General features: G+C 70.9%; 19 protein-coding genes. 16 read left to right on the forward strand and 3 right to left on the reverse strand.

The window, feature by feature from the left end; all coding sequences use genetic code 11:
- Nucleotides 1-66: 66 nt before the first annotated feature.
- The gene (locus EKH77_RS17725; protein ID WP_126915332.1) at nucleotides 67-564 is read right to left on the reverse strand and encodes an inorganic diphosphatase; all 498 of its coding nucleotides are present in this window, start codon (nucleotides 562-564) and stop codon (nucleotides 67-69) included.
- Nucleotides 565-730: 166 nt separating this feature from the next.
- Here EKH77_RS17725 and dacB point away from each other — a divergent pair, with 166 nt between their 5' ends.
- The 6 genes from dacB to folE all read left to right on the forward strand — a co-directional run bounded on the left by dacB (nucleotide 731) and on the right by folE (nucleotide 8,181).
- Nucleotides 731-2,071: a D-alanyl-D-alanine carboxypeptidase/D-alanyl-D-alanine endopeptidase gene (dacB, locus tag EKH77_RS17730; protein ID WP_240667397.1), complete on the forward strand. Its 1,341-nt coding sequence runs from the start codon at nucleotides 731-733 to the stop codon at nucleotides 2,069-2,071.
- 84 nt (nucleotides 2,072-2,155) lie between these two features.
- Complete coding sequence (locus EKH77_RS17735) at nucleotides 2,156-3,292, forward strand: zinc-dependent metalloprotease (RefSeq protein WP_126915333.1); 1,137 nt, start codon at nucleotides 2,156-2,158, stop codon at nucleotides 3,290-3,292.
- A gap of 211 nt (nucleotides 3,293-3,503) precedes the next feature.
- Nucleotides 3,504-4,523 (forward strand): tRNA lysidine(34) synthetase TilS, encoded by a 1,020-nt coding sequence (gene tilS, locus EKH77_RS17740; protein WP_126915334.1) that lies wholly within the window; start codon nucleotides 3,504-3,506, stop codon nucleotides 4,521-4,523.
- 79 nt (nucleotides 4,524-4,602) lie between these two features.
- The gene (gene hpt, locus EKH77_RS17745) at nucleotides 4,603-5,142 is read left to right on the forward strand and encodes a hypoxanthine phosphoribosyltransferase (protein WP_126918123.1); all 540 of its coding nucleotides are present in this window, start codon (nucleotides 4,603-4,605) and stop codon (nucleotides 5,140-5,142) included.
- Between the two features lie 274 nt (nucleotides 5,143-5,416).
- Complete coding sequence (ftsH, locus tag EKH77_RS17750; protein ID WP_126915335.1) at nucleotides 5,417-7,426, forward strand: ATP-dependent zinc metalloprotease FtsH; 2,010 nt, start codon at nucleotides 5,417-5,419, stop codon at nucleotides 7,424-7,426.
- Nucleotides 7,427-7,575: 149 nt separating this feature from the next.
- Complete coding sequence (gene folE / locus EKH77_RS17755; RefSeq protein WP_126915336.1) at nucleotides 7,576-8,181, forward strand: GTP cyclohydrolase I FolE; 606 nt, start codon at nucleotides 7,576-7,578, stop codon at nucleotides 8,179-8,181.
- Nucleotides 8,182-8,388: 207 nt separating this feature from the next.
- On the opposite strand, the gene EKH77_RS17760 is transcribed toward folE, so the two are convergent.
- Nucleotides 8,389-9,501 (reverse strand): alpha/beta hydrolase, encoded by a 1,113-nt coding sequence (locus EKH77_RS17760; RefSeq protein WP_126915337.1) that lies wholly within the window; start codon nucleotides 9,499-9,501, stop codon nucleotides 8,389-8,391.
- 171 nt (nucleotides 9,502-9,672) lie between these two features.
- Here EKH77_RS17760 and EKH77_RS17765 point away from each other — a divergent pair, with 171 nt between their 5' ends.
- From EKH77_RS17765 to EKH77_RS17790, 6 genes are all read left to right on the forward strand, one after another.
- Complete coding sequence (locus EKH77_RS17765) at nucleotides 9,673-11,520, forward strand: phosphatidylglycerol lysyltransferase domain-containing protein (protein ID WP_126915338.1); 1,848 nt, start codon at nucleotides 9,673-9,675, stop codon at nucleotides 11,518-11,520.
- 95 nt (nucleotides 11,521-11,615) lie between these two features.
- Entirely contained in the window at nucleotides 11,616-12,524 is a 909-nt protein-coding gene (folP, locus tag EKH77_RS17770) for a dihydropteroate synthase (protein ID WP_126915339.1), read from the forward strand.
- The gene (locus EKH77_RS17775) at nucleotides 12,521-12,991 is read left to right on the forward strand and encodes a nuclear transport factor 2 family protein (RefSeq protein WP_126915340.1); all 471 of its coding nucleotides are present in this window, start codon (nucleotides 12,521-12,523) and stop codon (nucleotides 12,989-12,991) included. Before folP ends, EKH77_RS17775 begins: the two co-directional genes overlap by 4 nt.
- 266 nt (nucleotides 12,992-13,257) lie before the next feature.
- On the forward strand, nucleotides 13,258-13,617 hold the full coding sequence (folB, locus tag EKH77_RS17780) for a dihydroneopterin aldolase (protein ID WP_126915341.1): 360 nt from the start codon (nucleotides 13,258-13,260) through the stop codon (nucleotides 13,615-13,617).
- Nucleotides 13,614-14,207: a 2-amino-4-hydroxy-6-hydroxymethyldihydropteridine diphosphokinase gene (gene folK, locus EKH77_RS17785; protein WP_126915342.1), complete on the forward strand. Its 594-nt coding sequence runs from the start codon at nucleotides 13,614-13,616 to the stop codon at nucleotides 14,205-14,207. Before folB ends, folK begins: the two co-directional genes overlap by 4 nt.
- 50 nt (nucleotides 14,208-14,257) lie before the next feature.
- Entirely contained in the window at nucleotides 14,258-14,731 is a 474-nt protein-coding gene (locus EKH77_RS17790; protein WP_206280031.1) for a DUF3180 domain-containing protein, read from the forward strand.
- Nucleotides 14,732-14,852: 121 nt separating this feature from the next.
- Here EKH77_RS17790 and EKH77_RS17795 read toward each other — a convergent pair whose 3' ends face one another.
- The gene (locus tag EKH77_RS17795; protein WP_126915344.1) at nucleotides 14,853-16,025 is read right to left on the reverse strand and encodes an ABC transporter ATP-binding protein; all 1,173 of its coding nucleotides are present in this window, start codon (nucleotides 16,023-16,025) and stop codon (nucleotides 14,853-14,855) included.
- 131 nt (nucleotides 16,026-16,156) lie between these two features.
- Here EKH77_RS17795 and EKH77_RS17800 point away from each other — a divergent pair, with 131 nt between their 5' ends.
- From EKH77_RS17800 to EKH77_RS17815, 4 genes are all read left to right on the forward strand, one after another.
- Nucleotides 16,157-16,870, forward strand: a complete 714-nt coding sequence (locus EKH77_RS17800; RefSeq protein WP_126915345.1) for an ABC transporter permease — start codon at nucleotides 16,157-16,159, stop codon at nucleotides 16,868-16,870.
- Nucleotides 16,870-17,559, forward strand: coding sequence for an ABC transporter permease (locus EKH77_RS17805; RefSeq protein ID WP_126915346.1), 690 nt, complete (start codon nucleotides 16,870-16,872; stop codon nucleotides 17,557-17,559). Before EKH77_RS17800 ends, EKH77_RS17805 begins: the two co-directional genes overlap by 1 nt.
- Nucleotides 17,560-17,603: 44 nt before the next feature.
- The gene (locus EKH77_RS17810) at nucleotides 17,604-18,584 is read left to right on the forward strand and encodes an ABC transporter substrate-binding protein (protein ID WP_126915347.1); all 981 of its coding nucleotides are present in this window, start codon (nucleotides 17,604-17,606) and stop codon (nucleotides 18,582-18,584) included.
- A gap of 185 nt (nucleotides 18,585-18,769) precedes the next feature.
- On the forward strand, nucleotides 18,770-19,723 hold the full coding sequence (locus EKH77_RS17815; protein ID WP_126915348.1) for a hypothetical protein: 954 nt from the start codon (nucleotides 18,770-18,772) through the stop codon (nucleotides 19,721-19,723).
- Nucleotides 19,724-19,775 lie beyond the last annotated feature (52 nt).

Genomic DNA, 19,775 nt, shown 5'->3' on the forward strand with positions numbered 1-19,775 from the left:
CGGTGTCCGGCGGTGCCGGGACCGGCCTCAGGCCGACCCGGCATTCACCAGGTGCACGTCAGTGCGTCAGTGGTGGGCCCCACCCGACGCCTCGAGGCGCTTGTAGGACGCCTCGATCTCCGCCTCGGCCTCCGCGCGGCCGACCCAGTCCGCGCCCTCGACGGACTTGCCCGGCTCCAGGTCCTTGTAGACCTCGAAGAAGTGCTGGATCTCCAGGCGGTCGAACTCCGAGACGTGGTGGATGTCACGGAGGTGCTCGACGCGCGGGTCGTTCGCCGGGACGCACAGCAGCTTGTCGTCGCCGCCGGCCTCGTCCGTCATGCGGAACATGCCGATGGCGCGGCACTTGATGAGGCAGCCGGGGAAGGTCGGCTCGTCGAGAAGGACCAGCGCGTCCAGCGGGTCGCCGTCCTCGCCGAGGGTGTTCTCGACGAAGCCGTAGTCGGCCGGGTAGCTGGTCGAGGTGAAGAGTCGGCGGTCCAGACGGATGCGACCGGTCTCGTGGTCCACCTCGTACTTGTTCCGCGAACCCTTCGGGATCTCGATGGTGACGTCGAACTCCACGGGTGGCTCCTTCTGATCAACACATACGTCTGGTGATTAAGTGTCCCCCACGCAGGAGTGTGGTGGCGAAAGGGGCTGGTCCGTGGTGCCGCAGGCCGGACGCCGGCAGGTCGGGTGGTGGCGGGACGCCTCTCGCGAACAACGGCGAACCGCACGGTTCGCCGCCGTGTCCGCCGTGGCCGGCCTGGCGCTGGCGACCGGCGCGGTGACAGCCGCCGGGCCTTGGGACGGGGGTCAGCGTAAGGCCGAACGGGACCTCGCCGCTGCCGGGGCACGGCCCGGTGGCGCTCGTCACGCCGACGGCGAACGCGCGCCGGGCGCCGCGCCACCGGTGCTCGCGAGCCTGAAGAACGCCGGGAAGCGCCCCGCCGACCATCTGGCCGAGGCACTGGACCCCCTCCTGAAGGACTCCGCGCTGGGCTCCGACCACGCGGCCGCCGTCGTCGACGCCACGACCGGCGAGCGGCTGTACGGGGTGGCGCAGTCGGACGCGTACACCCCGGCGTCCACGATCAAGCTGGCCACGGCGGCCGCCGCGCTGTCGGCGGTGGGGCCGGAGCACCGCATCGAGACGACGGTGATGGCGTCGGGCGGCGACGGCGTCGTCCTGGTGGGCGGCGGCGACCCCACGCTCACCGCGGCCGGCCTCGGCGACCTGGCCGACGCCACGGCCCGCGCCCTCAAGTCGCGCGGCACCGGGCGGGTGAAGGTGGCGTACGACGTCTCGCGCTACTCCGGGCCCGTGCTCCACACGATCGGACTCAACGACAACATCGCCCCCGTCAGCCCCCTGATGGTCAACGAGGGGCGCCTCGACGACTCCGACCACGGGCCCGCCGACCGTACGGCCGAACCGGCGGCGGACGCGGCCCGGAAGTTCGCGGCGCTGCTGCGGGAGAAGGGCGTGGACGTCGACGGCGAGCCGGGGGAGGGGCGCGCGGACGGGAAGGCGGCGGCGCGGCTGGCCTCGGTGGCGTCCGCGCCGGTGTCCGCGCTGGTGGAGCGGATGCTCACCAACAGCGACAACGACATCGCGGAGGCGCTGGCCCGGCAGACGGCGCTGGCCTCGGGCAAGCCGGCGAGTTTCGAGGGCGCGGCGCAGGCTGTCACGGAGCGGCTGGCGGCGCTGGGCCTGCCGATGCCGGCCGTCCGCGTCGTCGACGGCAGTGGCCTGGACCGCGCGGATCGCGCGTCGGCGGAGTTCCTCGCCCTGCTGCTGGCCCGGGCGGCGGAACCCGGCCGCCCGGCCCTCCGGCCGGTCCTCACGGGCCTGCCCGTCGCGGGCTTCAGCGGCACCCTGCGCGACCGCTACCCGCGCGACGCGGCGGGGCGCGCGGCCGTACGGGCCAAGACGGGCACGCTGACGGGGGTGAACACGCTGGCCGGGACGGTCGTCACGCCCGAGGGGCGGCTGCTCGCCTTCGCCTTCCTGGCGTCCGGGACGACGGACGCGGACGCGGCGCAGAAGGCCCTCGACCGGACGGCGTCGGCGCTGGCCGGGACGTAGCGGACCGCGAACGACCGGGATCCGGGGCGGAGCCCCGGTTTAAAGCCCTCCTCCCCGCCTACTCCCAGCACGTACGGTGAAGGCATGACGAGCGTCGGTGGTACGGAGATGGTCGACTGGAAGCTCGCGGTGGCGACCGCGACTCGGCTCGTACGGCCGGGGCCGGAGGTCAGCCGGGACGAGGCGCGCGACGTGGTCGCGGAGCTGCGCCGGCACGCGATCGCGTCGGAGGAGCACGTCCGGGCGTTCACCCGGATGACGCACCCGGAGGGGAGCGGCGGCGCGCAGCCGCCCGTCCTCGTCGTGGATCGCGCGGGGTGGGTCAAGGCGAACGTCGCCGGGTTCCGGGCCCTGATCGGCCCGCTGCTGGGGAAGATGCAGGACAAGCGCGCGAACGCCCCGGCGGGGGCGGTGCTGGGCGCGGTCGGCGGCAAGGTGACCGGCGTGGAGCTGGGGATGCTGCTGTCGTTCCTGGCGTCCCGGGTGCTGGGCCAGTACGAGACGTTCGCGCCGGCGACGCGCGACCTGCCGGGCTCCCCGGCGGGCGGCGGCCGGCTGCTGCTCGTGGCGCCGAACATCGTCCAGGTCGAGCGCGAGCTCGACGTGGCCCCGCACGACTTCAGGCTCTGGGTGTGCCTGCACGAGGAGACGCACCGGACGCAGTTCACGGCGGTGCCGTGGCTGCGGGACCACATCGAGGGGGAGATCCAGGGGTTCCTGGGGGAGACGGAGGTCGATCCGGCGACGCTGCTGGAGCGGATCCGGGAGGCGGCCCAGTCGCTGGCGGGCGGCCGGCCCCCGGCGGACGGGGAGGAGCGCGGCGGCCGGAGCATCGTGGAGCTGGTCCAGACGCCCGCCCAGCGGGAGATCCTGGCGCGGCTGACGGCCGTGATGTCGTTGCTGGAGGGCCACGCGGACTATGTGATGGACGGCGTGGGGCCGCAGGTCGTACCGACCGTGGCCGAGATCCGGGAGAAGTTCCAGAAGCGGCGGGCCACCGGTGCCGGGCGCCTGGACGCGGCGCTGCGCAAGCTGCTGGGCCTGGACGCCAAGCTGCGGCAGTACCGTGATGGCGAGCGGTTCGTACGCGCGGTGGTCGACGAGGTCGGTATGGACGGCTTCAACCGGGTCTGGACATCCCCGAACACGCTGCCGACCAAGGCCGAGATCGCCAAACCGGCGGACTGGGTCGCACGGGTGCACGGACGTGCCGACGGGTGATTCCATCCACCCCCGTCACGCCCTGCTACCGGACGAACGCTCCCGTAATCACCCTTCCGAGGGACCGTGTGCCAAGGGTGGGCGTGCGATGCTCGGGTAAAGGCTCGTCTCTGTCACCATCGACGCACACAGCGTGACGGATACTCGGAGTCGGCAAGGCCCCGGCGCCGGCTCCGGCACCCCCTCCCATGGAACGATTGGACACACGGACATGGGTCCACACCCCGCGGTCGCGGCGATACGCCTGGCGGTCCGCCGCGTTCTCCACGACGTCCTCACCCTGGCCCCCACCACCTCCTCGCCCCAGGGCGCCGGCGAGCCCCCGCTCGTGCTGGTGGCCTGCTCGGGTGGCGCCGACTCCATGGCGCTCGCCTCCGCCCTCGCCTTCGAGGCCCCCCGCCTCGGGGTCCGGGCCGGTGGCGTGACCGTCGACCACGGCCTCCAGCCGGGCTCCGACCTCCGCGCCGCCGAGGTCGTGAGCCGTCTCACCGCCCTCGATCTCGACCCCGTCGAGGCCGTCCGCGTCGACGTCGGCCGGGAGGGCGGCCCCGAGGCCGCCGCCCGTGAGGCCCGCTACGCCGCGCTGGACGCCGTCGCGGACCGCCATGGCGCCGCCGCGATCCTGCTCGGCCACACCCGTGACGACCAGGCCGAGACGGTGCTGCTCGGGCTCGCCCGGGGCTCCGGCATCCGCTCGCTGTCCGGCATGGCCACCGCCTCCGGCGCCGGCGGCCGCTACCGCCGGCCCTTCCTCGGCCTGGACCGGCAGACGGCCCGGAAGGCCTGCATGGTCCAGTCCCTGCCCGTCTGGGACGACCCGCACAACGCCGATCCGGCCTACACCCGCTCCCGGGTGCGCCACGAGGCGCTGCCCGTGCTGGAGAAGGCGCTGGGCAAGGGCGTGGTGGAGGCCCTCGCCCGGACGGCCCAGCTCTCCCGTGACGACGCCGACGCCCTCGACTCCTGGGCGGCCGCCGTGGAGCCGTCCGTGCGCGACGACTCCGGCGATCTCGAGGTCGCCAAGCTCTACGCCCTGCCCCCCGCCGTGCGCCGCCGGGTGCTGCGCCGGGCGGCCATCGCGGCCGGTTCGCCGGCCGGTTCGCTCTTCGCCCGGCACCTGGAGGAAGTGGACCGGCTGATCACCGGATGGCGCGGTCAGGGGGCCATCAATCTCCCCGGGCGCGTCGCGGTCCGCAGGCAGGGTGGCAGACTGGTCCTCCGGCAGGGCTGATGCGAGCGGGGCGGAGCGCGTCTCGCGAGCCCGACAAGGTCGTGAACGAGCGAGAGTGGCGCGGGTGGACGAGAAGGACATGGGCACCGATCTGAAGTCGGTGCTCATCACCAAGGAAGAGATCGACGCGAAGCTGGCCGAGCTGGCCGCGAAGATCGACGCGGAATACGCGGGCAAGGACCTGCTCATCGTCGGTGTCCTCAAGGGCGCCGTGATGGTGATGGCGGACCTGGCGCGCGCCCTGTCCACCCCCCTCACCATGGACTGGATGGCCGTGTCCTCCTACGGCGCGGGCACCCAGTCCTCCGGTGTGGTCCGCATCCTCAAGGACCTGGACACCGACATCAAGGGCAAGCACGTCCTGATCGTCGAGGACATCATCGACTCCGGCCTGACGCTGTCCTGGCTGCTGTCGAACCTGGGCTCGCGCGAGCCGGAGTCGCTCAATGTCGTGACGCTGCTGCGCAAGCCGGAGGCGGCGAAGGTGGCCATCGACGTGAAGTGGGTCGGCTTCGACATCCCCAACGAGTTCGTCGTCGGTTACGGTCTCGACTACGCCGAGAAGTACCGCAACCTGCCCTTCGTGGGCACGCTCGCGCCGCACGTCTACGGCGGCTGAGCACGCTCCGTCGTGGAGCCGGTACCCCGGTGGTGAACCCGGTGGCCGGGAACCCTTCCCGGTTTCCCGCCGTTGGAGCATGCGAGGGCGGGTTTGTTGACCGTCCGCGGCGGCGTCGGGTGACAATGCTGGGGTACCGTCCGAAGGTCAGCCTTTTTCAGGCCTTCGAGCCAAGCTTTCAAGGTCGAGCAGGACACCGCACGCACGCACCTCATTCCGGGGTGACCGTGCCTCACTGTGGCAGGAGGGACGGGGCGCCGAGCGCCCCGTATGGATGGACGTGAAGCGCTACTTCCGTGGGCCGGTCATGTGGATCGTGCTGGCCGTCCTCGCCGTGGTCGTGTTGATGCAGGTCGTCGGCTCGTCCGGCGGCTACAAGTCGGTGGACACCAGCCAGGTCGTACACGCGATCGACAAGAACCTGGTGAAATCGGCCGAGCTGACGACCGGCGACGAGAACAAGATCAAGATCGAGCTGATCAACGGCCAGAAGATCAAGGGCTCCAGCAAGGTCCAGGCCAACTACATCGGCGACCAGGGCGTGGAGATCTCCAAGGATCTCCAGGCCAAGGCCGATGACGACGACCCGAAGACGCTGCCCGAGGGCTACAACGTCTCGACGTCGAAGCAGAACCCCTTCGTCGGGGTGCTGCTCTCGCTGCTGCCCTTCGTCCTGATCGTCGTGGTCTTCCTGTTCCTGATGAATCAGATGCAGGGCGGCGGCTCCCGGGTGATGAACTTCGGGAAGTCCAAGGCCAAGCTGATCACCAAGGACACCCCCAAGACGACCTTCGCCGACGTGGCCGGTTCCGACGAGGCCGTCGAGGAGCTCCAGGAGATCAAGGAGTTCCTCCAGGAGCCCGCGAAGTTCCAGGCCGTCGGTGCCAAGATCCCCAAGGGTGTGCTGCTCTACGGCCCGCCCGGAACGGGCAAGACGCTCCTCGCGCGCGCCGTCGCCGGCGAGGCGGGCGTCCCGTTCTACTCGATCTCCGGCTCCGACTTCGTCGAGATGTTCGTCGGTGTGGGCGCCTCCCGCGTCCGCGACCTCTTCGAGCAGGCCAAGGCCAACGCCCCGGCCATCGTCTTCGTCGACGAGATCGACGCGGTGGGCCGCCACCGCGGCGCCGGTCTCGGCGGCGGTCACGACGAGCGCGAGCAGACGCTCAACCAGCTGCTCGTCGAGATGGACGGCTTCGACGTCAAGGGTGGCGTCATCCTGATCGCCGCCACCAACCGCCCGGACATCCTCGACCCGGCGCTGCTGCGCCCGGGCCGTTTCGACCGGCAGATCGCCGTCGACCGTCCGGACATGCAGGGCCGTCTGGAGATCCTCAAGGTCCACCAGAAGGGCAAGCCGGTCGCGCCCGACGTCGACCTGGCCGCCGTCGCCCGCCGCACCCCCGGCTTCACCGGTGCCGATCTGTCGAACGTCCTGAACGAGGCCGCCCTGCTGACGGCCCGCAGCGACCGCAAGCTGATCGACAACCACGCGCTGGACGAGGCGATCGACCGCGTCGTGGCCGGCCCGCAGAAGCGGACCCGGATCATGAGCGACAAGGAGAAGAAGATCACCGCGTACCACGAGGGCGGACACGCCCTGGTCGCGGCGGCTTCCCCGAACTCCGACCCGGTTCACAAGATCACGATCCTGTCCCGGGGCCGCGCGCTCGGCTACACCATGGTCCTGCCCGACGAGGACAAGTACTCCACCACGCGCAACGAGATGCTCGACCAGCTGGCCTACATGCTGGGCGGCCGCGCGGCCGAGGAGCTCGTCTTCCACGACCCGACCACGGGCGCGGCCAACGACATCGAGAAGGCCACCGCCACGGCCCGCGCGATGGTCACCCAGTACGGCATGACCGAGCGCCTCGGCGCGATCAAGTTCGGCTCCGACAACTCCGAGCCCTTCCTGGGCCGCGAGATGGCGCACCAGCGGGACTACTCCGAAGAGGTCGCCGCGCTGGTCGACGAAGAGGTCAAGAAGCTCATCGAGACCGCGCACAACGAGGCGTGGGAGATCCTCGTCGAGAACCGTGACGTCCTCGACAACCTGGTTCTGGCCCTCCTGGAGAAGGAGACGCTGAACAAGGAGGAGATCGCCGAGATCTTCCGCCACGTCGTGAAGCGCCCGGCCCGCCCGGCGTGGACCGGCTCCTCGCGCCGTACGCCCTCCACCCGCCCGCCGGTGCTCTCCCCGAAGGAGCTCGCCCCCAGCAACGGGGCCGCCCCCGTCGACACGGTGGAGCTCACCAAGGACAGCCCGGCCACCCCGGAGAGCTGAGCCCCCCGGGCTCCGCAAGGGCCCGGAATGGATGCCGCGTCACCCAGGTTTTAGCCTGGGGGCGCGGCATCGCGCATTTGCGCGCGGTCCGAAGAGCTCCGCAGGGGCCGCACACGGCGCGACGACGTACGAGAGAACGAGGCAAGCCCATGACCGACCCGGTGACGCTGGAGGCCGAGGGCCCGATCGGCGAGTTCGACGAGAAGCGGGCCGAGAACGCCGTCCGCGAGCTGCTGATCGCGGTCGGCGAGGACCCCGACCGGGAGGGTCTCCGCGAGACGCCGGCACGGGTGGCACGCGCGTACAAGGAGATATTCGCCGGCCTCCGGCAGGAGCCGGAGGACGTGCTGACCACCACGTTCGACCTCGGGCACGACGAGATGGTGCTGGTCCGGGACATCGAGGTGTACAGCACCTGCGAGCACCACCTCGTGCCCTTCCACGGCGTGGCGCACGTCGGCTACATCCCCTCGACGACCGGCAAGATCACGGGCCTGTCGAAGCTGGCCCGGCTGGTGGACGTCTACGCCCGCCGCCCGCAGGTCCAGGAGCGGCTGACCACGCAGATCGCGGACTCCCTGATGGACATCCTGGAGCCGCGCGGCGTCGTCGTGGTCATCGAGTGCGAGCACATGTGCATGTCCATGCGGGGCATCCGCAAGCCCGGCGCCAAGACCCTGACCTCGGCGGTCCGCGGCCAGCTCCGCGACCCGGCGACGCGGGCCGAGGCCATGAGCCTGATCATGGCGCGCTGACGCAGGGCATACGAAAGGGGCCCGTCGTATGACGGGCCCCGTCAGCTGCGCCCGGTAAGGGGCGCGGGACTGTGTTTTCCCGGGGGATAACCCCCGGGCCCCCAGCCATGCCGGGTGCGCCCCGTAAGGGGCGCGGGGAACTGCGCGACCAGCCACAGGCGATGCGCAGTCGGCGGACGGCCCAAGACCGCCCACCCGGAAAAGCCGCTAGGCGGAAAGCCGGCTGCCCATCCACTTGAGCGTCGGGTTCAGCTCACGCCGCCACGTGTTGAAGTTGTGGCCACCGCTGTCGAGGACGATCGACGAGACACGCGTCGGGGACTTCGACGCCATGTCGATGAACTTCATCGTGTCCTTGTAGTTGTGCTCACCCTTCTTGCTGGTGGTCACCAGCAGCGAGACGGGCGGCAGGCTCTTGTTCTTCAGGCGCCACAGCAGGTCGTTCTCCTGCTCCAGCTGCTTGCTGCCGCCGAAGAGGGAGCCGGTCGTCGGGTCCTGCGGGGCCTTGTAGTAGCCGGAGAGCGAGGCGGCCGCGCTGTACGCGTCGGGGTGGCGCATCGCGATCTTCAGTGCGCAGTAGCCGCCGGTGGAGTCGCCGATCATGCCCCAGTTCTTCGCCTTGTCGCCGACGCGGTAGTGCTCCGAGATGGCCTTGCGCAGATCCTTGGCGAAGAAGGTCTCGGTCTGCGGGCCGCCGGGTATGTCCATGCATTCGGTGTCACGCGGCGGGGCGACGGTGGGACGCATCATCACCAGGATGGTGGGCTGCATCTTCTTGTCCTTGGCGAGCTTGTGCGCGCGCACCGGGTAGTCCAGACCCTGGATCAGCGCCTCGGCGGTGCCCGGGTAGCCGGTCAGCGCGACGGAGGCGGGAAAGGTCTTGTCGGCGAACTGCGGCTGAAAGTACTCCGGCGGCAGGTAGACATACGCCGGGCTGGAGATCTTGGACTCCACGCCCACGATGTTGATCTTCTCGATCTTGCCGCCGACGCGGGGCACATTGCCGCGCGGCACCTTGACCTGCTGGGCGCTGACCACCTGCACCCGCTTGGCCCCGGCGCTGTGGTCGACCACCACGCCCTCGTTCTTGACCTGACCGAAGAGGTCGGCCCAGGAGCCGTAGAAACCGAAGGACTGGTTGGCCCAGAGGCCGATCGCCGCGAACAGCGACAGCTGCGTGGCGATCATCATGCCGACGCGGGCCAGAACGGAGCCGATGCCCTTCCTGCCCAGGCGGGGCCAGAGCCAAATGGTCAATGCGAACAGCACGACCGCAGCCACAATGGCAATGATCAGTACTGCCATGCTGGTGAGACCCATGAGGTGCTTTCTGCCGAGCGCCCCGGCGCGCGGGGTCGCGGAATGGTTACTTCTTTCCGGGCTCGGCCCCCCACGGAACCTCAACCCCGAAACCGTCGTCCTACAGGGCGCACATTGTCCGGGTGCTGCCGCCAAGTGGCGCAGGCCCACTCGACAGGACGACGGGAAGAGATGTCTGTCAGGGTAGATGGCAAAAAGTCCGACGAGGTTCCTTCGGGGTCGAAGAGGCTCGCGGGGCTTGCGCGTCTTATCAAGGGGCCCAAGCCCGAGAACGTGCCTGCCGTCGTGGGCACGATCGGGGCCCTGATCGGCCTCGCTGACATCGCGGCCGGGGTCATCCCCCGGTTCCGGTGGAGCAGGGTGCACGCCCTCTCCGAGGTGCTGCCCGGCTCCGTGACCCAGCTGGCGGCCGCCGGCTCGATCATCGTCGGCATCCTGCTGCTGATGATCGCCCACGGCCTGAAGCGCGCCAAGCAGCAGGCCTGGCTGGCCGCCGTGATCCTGCTGCCCATCGGTGCCGCCGCGCAGCTGATCTACCGCCACTCGATCCCGGGTACGGTCCTCTCCCTGCTGCTCTTCGTCTACCTGCTCCGGCACAAGAAGTCCTTCGCCGCGCTGCCGGACTCCCGCAGCCGCTGGAAGGCGCTGGCCAACCTGATCCTCATGGGCGGCGTCAGCTTCGCCCTCGGCTGGGTGATCGTCGGGTCCCACGCCAACAAGATGATCGGCGACCCGCCGGTGCTGGAGCAGATCGAGCACGTCCTCTGGGGCCTCTTCGGCTTCGAGGGCTCGATCCGCTACACCGACCACGTCGACTACACCGTCGGCTACTCGCTGGGCGCCCTCGGTCTGCTGACCGTCCTCACCACCGCCTTCCTGGCCTTCCGCCCGGCCTACCCGGCCCCCCTCCTCACCGAGGAGGACGAGGACAAGCTGCGCGAGCTGCTGGCCAAGCACGGTGACCGCGACTCGCTCGGCCACTTCGCCCTGCGCCGCGACAAGAGCGTCGTCTTCTCCCCGTCGGGCAAGGCCGCCGTCTCGTACCGCGTCGTCTCCGGTGTGATGCTCGCCAGTGGTGACCCGATCGGTGACGTCGAGGCCTGGCCGGGCGCCATCGAGAAGTTCATGGAGCTGGCCAAGCGCCACTCCTGGACCCCCGCCGTCGCCGGTTGCAGTGAGACCGGTGGTGAGGTGTGGACCCGTGAGACGGGTCTGGACGCCCTGGAGATGGGCGACGAGGCCATCGTCGACGTGGCCGACTTCAGCCTGACCGGCCGTTCCATGCGGAACGTCCGCCAGATGGTCAAGCGCATCGAGCGCAACGGCTACAGCACCAAGACCCGCCGCGTCGGCGACCTGAGCCCCGAGGAGCTGGAGGCCGTCCAGAAGGCCGCCAACGCCTGGCGCGACACCGAGGACGAGCGCGGCTTCTCCATGGCCCTGGGCCGCATCGGCGACCCCAAGGACCTGGACGCGATCATCGCGACCGCCCACAAGGACCCGGAGGAGGGCGAGGACCTCCCCTTCGGCGACCTCCGCGCCATGCAGCACTACGTGCCCTGGGGCAAGGACGGCAGCTCGCTGGAGCTGATGCGCCGCGACCGCAGCGCCGACCCGGGCATGAACGAGCTGCTGATCGTGGCCTTCCTCCAGGCCGCGCCCGAGCTCAAGATCAAGCGCCTGTCGCTGAACTTCGCGTTCTTCCGCTCCGCCCTGGAGCGCGGCGGCAAGCTGGGCGCGGGCCCGGTGGTCCGCGTCCAGCGCGCGGTGCTGATCTTCCTCTCGCGCTGGTTCCAGATCGAGTCGCTGTACAAGTTCAACGAGAAGTTCCGGCCCCGCTGGGAGCCCCGCTTCATCGTCTTCCCCAACAGCCGCGACCTGCCCCGCATCGGCTTCGCGATGATGCAGGCCGAGGGCTTCCTGGAGCTGCCGCGACTGCTGCGTCGCCGCCCGGCCCCGCCGGAGGAGGTCCTGGAGCAGGAAGCTCCCGAGCAGAGCGAGGTCACGCGCGCCGCGTGACACGGGCCGACCCCGCCCCGCGACCCCTCCCCGGCCACCCGCCGGGGAGGGGTCGCGTCGTTCACCGGCCTCGTCGCACGCCCTAGGCTGGTTCCATGAGTACGTTGCGCGGCCGTATCGGGCCGGTCGGACTGCCCGAGTGGGACCGCTGTGCGGTGATGGGTGTGGTGAACGTCACTCCCGACTCGTTCTCCGACGGCGGTCACTGGTTCGACACCGCGCTGGCGGTCAAGCGGGGGCTGGAGCTCACCGCCGCCGGCGCCGACCTGGTCGACGTGGGCGGCGAGTCCACCCGGCCGGGCGCGGTACGGATCGACCAGGAGGAGGAGCTCCGCCGGGTGGTCCCCGTCGTCCGCGAGCTGGCGGGCGAGGGCGTGATCGTCTCCGTGGACACCATGCGGGCCGCCGTCGCCGAGGCCGCCGTGGAGGCGGGCGCGGTACTGGTCAACGATGTGAGCGGTGGCCTCGCCGACCCCGCGATGGTGCCCGTGGTGGCCGCCGCCGGGGTGCCGTTCGTGGTGATGCACTGGCGGGGCTTCAGCGCCGACATGAACAGCCGCGCGGTCTACGGCCCCGATGTGGTCGGCGACGTCGTCGACGAGCTGCGGCAGCGGCTGGACGCGGTGGTCGACGGCGGCATCGAGCCCGACCGGATCGTCGTGGACCCTGGCCTGGGCTTCGCCAAGCACGCCGAGCACGACCTCGCCCTGGTGGCCGGCCTCGACCGGTTCCGCCGGGAGCTGGAGCTGCCGATGCTGGTGGCCGCCTCCCGCAAGCGCTTCCTGGGCCGGGTGCTCGCCGGGCCCGAGGCCGATCCGCCGCCGGCCCGCGAGCGGGACGCCGCCACGGCCGCCGTCTCGGCGCTCGCCGCGCGCGAGGGCGCCTGGGCGGTCCGGGTCCACGAGGTACGGGCCAGCGCCGACGCCGTCCGGGTGATCCGGGCGGTGGAACGGGCCGCCGCCGCGCCCGTCGCCGGCCGGCGCGCCGCCGAGGGGGCCGAGTGAGCGCCGCCCGCACGGACGCCGAGCGGGTCGAGCTGGCGAACACCGCCCTCTACGAGGCGATGGAGCGCGGCGACACGGCCGCCATGGACCGGCTCTGGCTGGACGACCCCGACACCGAGGTCTCCTGCGTCCACCCCGGCTGGCCCGTGCTGCGCGGCCGGAGCGAGGTGCTGCGCTCCTACGCCCTGATCATGGCGAGTACGGACTACATCCAGTTCTTCCTCACCGATGTGGAGATCGCGGTCGTCGGCGACACGGCCCTGGTGACCTGCACGGAGAACATCCTCAGTGGCGCCCCCTCGGAGACCGAGGGCGAGCTCGGCCCGCTGGTCGGCCAGCTCGTCGTGGCCACCAATGTCTTCCGGCGCGCGGGCGACGGCTGGAAGGTGTGGTCCCACCACGGCTCACCCGTGCTCGCCGGGCGCGAGGACGAGGAGGAGGACGACGCGGCCGAGCCGGGTGCGTGAGAAGCCGGGCGCGTGAGAAGCCAGGTACGTGAGAAGACGGGTACGTGACGGCCGTCACGGCGCCACACGTCAGTGTGAGGAAAAGTGGCCACTCGTTCGAGCTGCTCGACGCCCGGGTAGGGGTTGAGCACGTGACTCTCGGGTAAGCGCGGCGCGAACCGCCCGGCACCCGAGGTCGGGCGCTGTCGGTGCCCGCAGGTAGATTCGAAGGTGGGCAACCCGGTCGAAGGCGGGTCCTTACCGACAACCAGCAGGAGCTGATTCGTGTGGATCGTGTCGCGCTGCGCGGCTTGAAGGCTCGCGGCCACCACGGGGTGTTCCCCAAGGAACGCGAGGAGGGCCAGACCTTCATCGTGGACCTGGTGCTGAGCCTGGACACCCGGCCCGCCGCGGCCGACGACGACCTCGCGAAGACCGTGCACTACGGCATCGTGGCCGAGGAGGTCGTGGACGTCGTCCAGGGCGAGCCCGTCGACCTCATCGAGACCCTCGCCGAGCGGATCGCCCAGCAGTGCCTCAAGCACGAGGCGGTCCGGGAGGTGGAGGTCGTCGTCCACAAGCCGGACGCTCCCATCACCGTTCCCTTCGACGATGTGACGATCACTATCACCCGGAGCCGAGTATGAGCAGCAGCGACCCGACCGTGCAGCCGGTTCCCGCCTCCGTGGTGGAACGAGTGGACGCGGCCGATGTGACCCTGAGCAACCCCAAGCGCGCCGTGATCTCCATCGGCAGCAATCTGGGCAACCGCCTGGAGACCCTCCAGGGCGCGATCGACGCCCTGGAGGACACCCCCGGCCTGCGCGTCAAAGCCGTCTCCCCGGTCTACGAGACGGAGCCCTGGGGCGTCGAGCCGGGCACCCAGCCGTCGTACTTCAACGCCGTGGTGCTGGTGAAGACCACGCTCCCGCCGGACTCCCTGCTGGAGCGCGGCCACGCGATCGAGGAGGCCTTCGAGCGCGTGCGGGACGAGCGCTGGGGCCCCCGGACGCTCGACGTCGACATCGTCACCTACCAGGACGTCGTCTCCGACGACCCGGTGCTGACGCTGCCGCATCCCCGCGCGCACGAGCGTGCCTTCGTGCTCGCCCCGTGGTACGACGTGGATCCCGAGGCCGTGGTCCCGGGCCGCGGTTCGGTGAGCGAGCTGCTGGCCGGTATCGGCCGTGAGGGCGTGGCGCCGCGCGCCGACCTGGAACTGCGGCTGCCCGAGTAGCCGTTGGGCCTACGTAGTTTTTCCGGATGACGAAGAGGGGCGACAGCTCGGTGAAGCAACTTCGGATCGGGGTGCTGGCCGGCCTCTTCGCCGTGGCCGGGGTCCTGTCATGGGCCGCCGCCCGCCTGTGGGACTCCTTCGGCACGCTGCCCAGCGTGCCGGTGGCGGCGCCCATCGTGCTGGCCGTCATCGCGGTGGTCCTCTTCGCCACGGCCCTGTCCCTGCGCGCCCGGCTGCGGGCCCAGCGCGAGCGCCGGCCGGGCGCGAAGGGCGTCGACCCCCTGGTGGCCGCGCGAGCGGTCGTCTTCGGCCAGGCCAGCGCCCTGGTCGCGGCCCTGGTCGCGGGCATGTACGGCGGAGTGGGCGCCTTCCTCCTCATGGCCGGCCTCGACGTCCCCGCCCACCGCGACCAGGCCATCTACGCGGCCGCGTCCGTCCTGGCAGGCGCCTGCGTGATAGCGGCGGCGTTCTTCATGGAACGCGTGTGCAAGCTCCCGGAGGACGAGGACGAGGGCACCGCCTGACGGTTGTGGGCAGACGTGCCCGCGCCTAGCGGGTTTGTGGGCAATCGTTCCGCAGGGCGGAACGGGTGGGCACAAACCCGCCCACCGGGCCGCACCACCCCGGGGGCACCCCGGCGCGGGGTCACGCACCCGGCACGGTCACCACGTGCGCCTCGCTGCGCGCGGCACCCCGCGCGTCGGCCTCAATGCTCCGCCGCAGCGCCTCATGCAACCGCGCGGGGGTCAGCACCCCCAGGAAGTGGTCCGCGTCATCGCCGTCCAAGACGGCGATCCACCCCGCGTCATGCTGCAACATCGTGCTGAACGCCTGCTTCAACGACGCCCCCAGCGGCAGCCACGCGTCCATCCGCCGCGCCCGCTCCCGCACCCGTGCCGTCCCCGCGCCGGAGGCGATCGCGTCGGCGGAGACCCAGCCGTGCAGCCGGTCCGCGTCGTCCAGGACGACGGCCCAGCGCGCGTCGTCCACGGCGAGCCGCGCCCGCGCGTCGGACAGCCGGTCGTCGAGGTGGACCACCGGCGGCTGCTCCAGATCCCCCGCCTCGATCGGCGTCACCGAAAGCCGCTTCAGCCCCCGGTCCGCGCCGACGAAGTCGGCGACGTACGGCGTGGCGGGCGCGCCCAGCACCACCGCCGGGGCGTCAAGCTGTTCGATTTTCCCGTGGCCGTAGACCGCGATGCGGTCACCGAGCCGGACCGCCTCCTCGATGTCGTGCGTCACGAACAGCACCGTCTTGCGCACCTGCGACTGCAGCCGCAGGAATTCGCTCTGCAGCCGTTCCCGCACGACCGGGTCGACCGCGCCGAAGGGTTCGTCCATCAGGAGGACGGGCGGGTCGGCGGCGAGCGCCCGGGCGACCCCGACGCGCTGGCGCTGGCCGCCGGAGAGCTGGTCGGGGTAGCGGTCGCCGTAGACGGACGGGTCGAGCCCGACGAGGTCGAGGAGCTCGGCCGCCCGCTCACGGGCCCGCTTCCGCTGCCAGCCGAGCAGATGGGGGACGGTCGCGGTGTTCTCCAGGACCGTCTTGTGGGGGAAGAGGCCGACCTGCTGGATCACATAGCCGATGCGGCGCCGCAGCTCGACGGGGTCCACGCCGGCGATGTCCTCGCCGGCCACCCGGATGCGTCCGCTCGTGGGCTCGATCAGCCGGTTGACCATCTTCATCGTGGTGGTCTTGCCGCAGCCCGACGGTCCGACGAGCGTGACCAGCTCGCCCTCCGCGACCTCGAAGGAGAGGTCGTCCACGGCGGCCGTGCCATCGGCGTAGCGCTTGGTGACGTGCTCGAAGCGGATCATGGTTCCCCATTGTCGCCGTACTGTCCTTCGAACATTGTTGCCGTTGGACCCTGGTCGGAGGCGAATGTCAGTGCTCCGGGTTAGGGTCGCCAGTAACCGACCGTGAAAGCCGAGGGGGAGGTGAGGCACGGATGGCGGGTCAGAACTGCCTGATCGCCAACGACTGGTTCTGCGGCGAGTACGTGCGCACGCGCGGCCAGGAGCTGACGGACGCCACGCTCCAGCACGTCGGCATCACCCTGGTGTCCGTTGCGATCGGCCTGCTCGTCGCCTTCCCGCTGGCGCTGCTCGCGCGCCGCTGGCGGGCGTTCCAGGGCCCGGTGCTCGGCGCGACCACGATTCTCTACACCGTGCCCTCGCTGGCCATGTTCTCGTTGCTGGTGCCGGTGTTCGGCCTGTCGGCGGCCGTCGTGGTGACGGGCCTGGTGCTCTATTCGCTGACGATCCTCGTGCGGAACATCCTGGCCGGCCTCGCCGCCGTCCCGGAGGAGGCCCGCGAGGCCGCGCGCGGCATGGGGTACGGGCCGATACGGCTGCTCTTCGGTGTCGAACTGCCGCTGGCCGTCCCCGCGCTGATGGCCGGTCTGCGGATCGCCACGGTCTCGACCGTCTCGCTCACGACGGTGGGCGCGATCATCGGCTACGGCGGCCTGGGCAATCTGGTCTATGAGGGAATGCGCAGCTATTTCAAGGCGCAGGTGCTCACCGCGTCGGTGCTGTGTGTGGCGCTGGCCGTCGCCGCCGATCTCCTGCTGTTGTTCGTCCAGCGGCTGTTGACGCCCTGGGCGCGGACCGGCCGCCGTGCGGTGAACCGCCGCGCGTCCGAAGAGGCGGTGGTGGTCTGATGGACGTCATCGGACGGACGTGGGACTGGCTGACGACCGCCGCGCACTGGTCCGGCACGGACGGTGTCTGGCACCGGCTGGGGGAGCACCTCTTCCTGACCGCCGTGTGCCTGCTGATCGCGTGTGCCATCGCGCTGCCCGTCGCCGTGCTCCTCGGCCATCTGGGCAAGGGGGGCGCCCTCGCGGTCAACCTCTCCAACGCGGGCCGCGCGGTGCCGACGTTCGCGGTGCTGGTGCTGTTGCTGCTGAGCCCGCTCGGTACCCACGGCTCCTGGCCCACCATCATCGCCCTGGTCCTCTTCGCGATACCCCCGGTGCTGACCAACGCCTATGTGGGGATGCGCGGGGTGGACCGGGACATGGTCGAGGCCGCCCGGGGCATGGGTATGACGGGCGGTCAGGTGATGGCCAGGGTCGAGCTGCCCCTGGCCTTTCCGCTGATCGTGACCGGGGTGCGGTCCGCCGCCGTCCAGGTCGTGGCCACCACCACGCTCGCCGCGCTCCCCGGGGGCGGCGGCCTCGGCCGGGTCATCACGGCCGGTTTCCGGCTCACCGACACCGCGCAGGTGGTGGCCGGTGCCCTGCTGGTCGCGGTGCTCGCGCTGCTGGTGGAGGGCGCCTTCGTCCTGCTCCAGCGACGGCTCGACCCGCTGCGGGTCCGGGCCCGCGCGGTGCGTACCCCCGCATGAACCCCGCATGACGAACGCTCAAGCCTGACTGGATGGAGTCTCGTATGACCAGGACACCGCGTCGAGCGCGGACCACTCGCGCCCTGCTGGCGGTGGCCGGCGTCGCGGCCCTCACGGCGGGTCTCGCCGCGTGCGGCGGCGACAGCCTGGAGAAGTCCAAGGAGGCCGGGAGCTCCACCGGATCGGAGAAGGGGTCGCTGGTCGTCGGCTCGGCGTCCTTCACCGAGTCGAAGGTGCTCGCGGAGATATACGCGGGGCTGCTCAAGGACGCCGGATATTCGACGTCCATCCAGACCGTCGACGCCCGGGAGCTGTATGAGCCGGCGCTGGAGAAGGGGCAGATCGATGTGGTCCCGGAGTATGCCGCGACGCTCACCGAATTCCTGAACAAGAAGCAGAACGGGAAGGACGCCGCGCAGGTCGCCTCGGGCGACTCGGAAGCCACGGTGAAGGCCCTCCGTAAACTCGCCGAGCCGCGCGGCCTGAAGGTGCTGGACGCCGGGTCGGCGGTCGACCAGAACGCCTTCGCGGTTACCGGTGAGTTCGCGAAGAAACACCAGCTCAAGACGCTTTCCGATCTTGGAAAGTCGAAGGAGAAGGTGCGGCTCGCGGCGGGCGACGAATGCTCCCAGCGCCCCTTCTGCCAGCCGGGTCTGCAGAAGACCTACGGCATAGACGTCGAGGGCCTCGACCCGCTGGAGGTCGGCAGCACCCAGGCCAAGCAGGCGGTCAAGGACGGCAAGGACCAACTGCTGCTGACCACCACCACGGACGCCACGCTCGCGCAGTTCGGACTCGTCCTTCTGGAGGATGACAAGAAGCTTCAGAACGCGGACAACGTCCTGCCCGTCGTGAATGCCAAGAAGGCGGGTTCGCAGAAGATCGCCGATGCGCTCGGCAAGCTGAACAAGGTGCTGACCACCGCCGATCTCACCGAACTCAACAAGAAGGTCGACGCCGAGCGGCTCAAGCCCGCCGATGTCGCGGCTCAGTACCTCAAGGAGAAGAAGCTTCTGACGAAGTGACGGGGTAGGAGGGAAGTAAGATCAAGGGAAGAGTTTGGCGGTGGGCTCACACGTTCGCGGCGACGCACGGTAAGTTTCAGGCCATGCCACGAGGACGCCACCGCCATTCCGCCCCCCTCCACCGGCTTCTTCCCCCGCTGACGGTCGCCGCGACATCTGTCGCCTGCGCCGCGGGTGCGCTGGCGGTGGGTGAAACCGCTGTCATCCGCGGCCTCGCCGTGGCCGCCGCCGCGGCCACGGTGGTCGGCTCGGTGATGATGCGCCGCTGGGACCGCGCCGCGGGCAGACGCGTCGCCCAGCTCACCGCCGCCCGTACGCGGGAGGAGTGGAAGACCGAGGAACGCGTGGCCGAGCTGGAGACGGACCTCGAGGAGACCCGCCTGGCACGCACCGGCCTGGAGACCAAGCTCCGCGCCAAGCGCGCCGAACTCGCCCGCCTCCGCACCGAGCACGCCGACCTCCTGCGCCGCTACGCCTCGGCCGAAACCGGCCGGGCCAGCGCCCTGGAGGGCCGCCGCCTCCTGGAGAAGACCGGCAAGCCGGCTCCCGCCGAGACCGACAAGCCGGCCGCGCCGAACGCGGAGGCGTACCGCAAGGCGGCGGACGCGCTGAAGAAGCTGGGAGACGCCGCGGAGGCGCCGAAGGCGCCCAAGACGCGTGCGGCCGAAGACGGCGCAAGGGTTGTGGGCAATCGTCCCGCAGGGCGGGACGGGTGGGCACAACCCGCCCCCCGGCCCGCAGCCGAAAACGCTCCCCAGCCCACGAAGGCGGAGAAGCCCGCTGCGGCGCCGGCGCCTCAGCCCACCAAGACGACCCCGCCGACCAAGGCGCCCGCCCCCGCCAAGGCGCCCGCCCCCGCCAAGGCTGCCGCGCCCGCCCCCGCCAAAACGCCCCGCCCCGCCGGCACGGTCGTCCCGGCGGCCCGCCGCCAGGCAGGCGGCTTCGACTTCTTCGGCAATGGAAAGGGCAACGGCAACGGCAACGGCGCCGGCAAGAAGAAGGCCGTCGAGGAGCAGGACCTCGCGGACGTCGTCGGCGAGGAGCTCGAGAGGGACGCGGACGGCAAGGTCATAGACCTCACCGCCCACGACGACACCGAGCAGATAGACGTCGTGGAGCTGCGCAGCGCGATCTCGTAAAAAGCGTAAAAAGAAGGCCCGGGGCAATCCCCCGGGCCTTCTCCCGTTCCGG

Source organism: Streptomyces luteoverticillatus (assembly GCF_003970715.1).
GTDB lineage: Bacteria > Actinomycetota > Actinomycetes > Streptomycetales > Streptomycetaceae > Streptomyces > Streptomyces abikoensis.

Coding starts and splice junctions, on each gene's coding strand:
- EKH77_RS17735 (WP_126915333.1), top strand. CDS start 2,156: ATGACGAGCGTCGGTGGTACGGAGATGGTCGACTGGAAGCTCGCGGTG.
- tilS (WP_126915334.1), top strand. CDS start 3,504: ATGGGTCCACACCCCGCGGTCGCGGCGATACGCCTGGCGGTCCGCCGC.
- hpt (WP_126918123.1), top strand. CDS start 4,603: ATGGGCACCGATCTGAAGTCGGTGCTCATCACCAAGGAAGAGATCGAC.
- ftsH (WP_126915335.1), top strand. CDS start 5,417: ATGGACGTGAAGCGCTACTTCCGTGGGCCGGTCATGTGGATCGTGCTG.
- folE (WP_126915336.1), top strand. CDS start 7,576: ATGACCGACCCGGTGACGCTGGAGGCCGAGGGCCCGATCGGCGAGTTC.
- EKH77_RS17760 (WP_126915337.1), bottom strand. CDS start 9,501: ATGGGTCTCACCAGCATGGCAGTACTGATCATTGCCATTGTGGCTGCG.
- EKH77_RS17765 (WP_126915338.1), top strand. CDS start 9,673: ATGTCTGTCAGGGTAGATGGCAAAAAGTCCGACGAGGTTCCTTCGGGG.
- folP (WP_126915339.1), top strand. CDS start 11,616: ATGAGTACGTTGCGCGGCCGTATCGGGCCGGTCGGACTGCCCGAGTGG.
- folK (WP_126915342.1), top strand. CDS start 13,614: ATGAGCAGCAGCGACCCGACCGTGCAGCCGGTTCCCGCCTCCGTGGTG.
- EKH77_RS17795 (WP_126915344.1), bottom strand. CDS start 16,025: ATGATCCGCTTCGAGCACGTCACCAAGCGCTACGCCGATGGCACGGCC.
- EKH77_RS17800 (WP_126915345.1), top strand. CDS start 16,157: ATGGCGGGTCAGAACTGCCTGATCGCCAACGACTGGTTCTGCGGCGAG.
- EKH77_RS17805 (WP_126915346.1), top strand. CDS start 16,870: ATGGACGTCATCGGACGGACGTGGGACTGGCTGACGACCGCCGCGCAC.
- EKH77_RS17810 (WP_126915347.1), top strand. CDS start 17,604: ATGACCAGGACACCGCGTCGAGCGCGGACCACTCGCGCCCTGCTGGCG.